Raw genomic sequence first — 1,365 nt, 5'->3', positions numbered from 1 at the left:
CTCTAAGCGGGCCAGCGCGTTGAGCGAGACGATCGCCTTGTCCGCAAGCTCCTGCTGTGGGCTGGAGAACCCGCACGGGCAGCGAACTCTCCGCCCCCGAGACCCCGGCAGCTTCAGTCGCAGCCGCCTCTATCTCGCGGCCGCGGCCACTTCCCGGCAAAGTCGTGGGAGAGGACACAGCAGATGCGATCGCGCCGCGTTATTCCTTTACCGCGCCGGTCATCGAGGAGACGTAGTGCTCGACAAAGAATGAATAGAGAATCACCACCGGCAGCGACCCAATCAGCGCCCCTGCCATAAGCGCACCCCATTCGTAGACGTCGGAGCGGACCAGCTCGGTGAGCACGCCAACCGGTACCGTCTTCTTTTCCGACGATTGAATGAAGGTCAACGCATAAATGAACTCGTTCCACGATAGCGTGAAGGCGAAGATGCCCGCAGATATCAGACCAGGTACTGACAGCGGCAGCACGATCTTGGTGAGGATCTGCAAACGGCTAGCGCCATCGATCAGAGCGCATTCTTCCAATTCGAACGGGATCGACCGAAAATAGCCCATCAGCAGCCAGGTGCAGAAAGGAATGAGGAAGGTGGGGTAGGTGAGGATCAGCGCGAACGGTGTGTCATAGAGGCCGAGATTGAACACCATCAGGGACAGTGGGATGAATAGAATCGAAGGCGGCACAAGATAGGCCAGGAACACTGCCAGGCCGACCTGCCGCGCGCCCGAGAATCGCAGGCGTTCGATGGCATAGGCCGCCAGCACCGCTGCCAACAGCGACAGGAAAGTGGCGGCCGTCGAGATGATGAGAGTGTTGAGCAGCCAACCAGGATAAGAGGTCTCAAACAACAGATAACGTATGTGCTGCAATGTCGGATGAACAACCCAGAATGGGTTGTAGTTCACGTAGTCGGTCATCTCGGCATTCGGCTTAATGGCTGTGACCGTCATCCAGTAGAAGGGGAACAGGAGTACGATCATGAACACCAGCAGCGGCAGGTAGATCGTCACCACCCGGCGGGGCAGACTTTGCAGGTAGCCCATGCCCCCTTCGTCGGTATCAACGCGCCCGGCTTGCTTGATCGCGGCCATGTTCAGTCTCCGCCGCCTTGCTGCCATCTGCGCCGTTGCAAGCCGAAATAGCTGAACAGGATCGCCGCCAGCAGGAAGGGGATCATGGCGACGGCGATCGCCGCGCCCTCTCCGAGTTGGCCCCCAGCAATGCCGCGTTGGAAAGATAATGTCGCCATCAAATGCGTGGCGTTCACCGGGCCGCCACGAGTGAGCACATAGATCAGTTGGAAATCGGTGAAGGTGAAGAGCACCGAGAAAGTCATGGTGATGGCAATGATCGGCGTCAGCAG

The 1,365-nt window shown here is 58.8% G+C and carries 1 protein-coding gene and 1 pseudogene; both read right to left on the bottom strand.

Annotation, left to right across the window (positions count from 1 at the left end):
- Positions 1–199 precede the first annotated feature (199 nt).
- On the bottom strand, positions 200–1,093 hold the full coding sequence (locus EOA28_RS35765; RefSeq protein ID WP_042642449.1) for a carbohydrate ABC transporter permease: 894 nt from the start codon (positions 1,091–1,093) through the stop codon (positions 200–202).
- 2 nt (positions 1,094–1,095) lie between these two features.
- A pseudogene (locus tag EOA28_RS35760) lies at positions 1,096–1,365 on the bottom strand (sugar ABC transporter permease); the annotation flags it as partial.

It is taken from the genome of Mesorhizobium sp. M2A.F.Ca.ET.067.02.1.1, assembly GCF_004023285.1.
In the GTDB taxonomy this organism is placed as follows: domain Bacteria; phylum Pseudomonadota; class Alphaproteobacteria; order Rhizobiales; family Rhizobiaceae; genus Mesorhizobium.
This window is presented reverse-complemented; position numbering and strand designations above follow the sequence as displayed.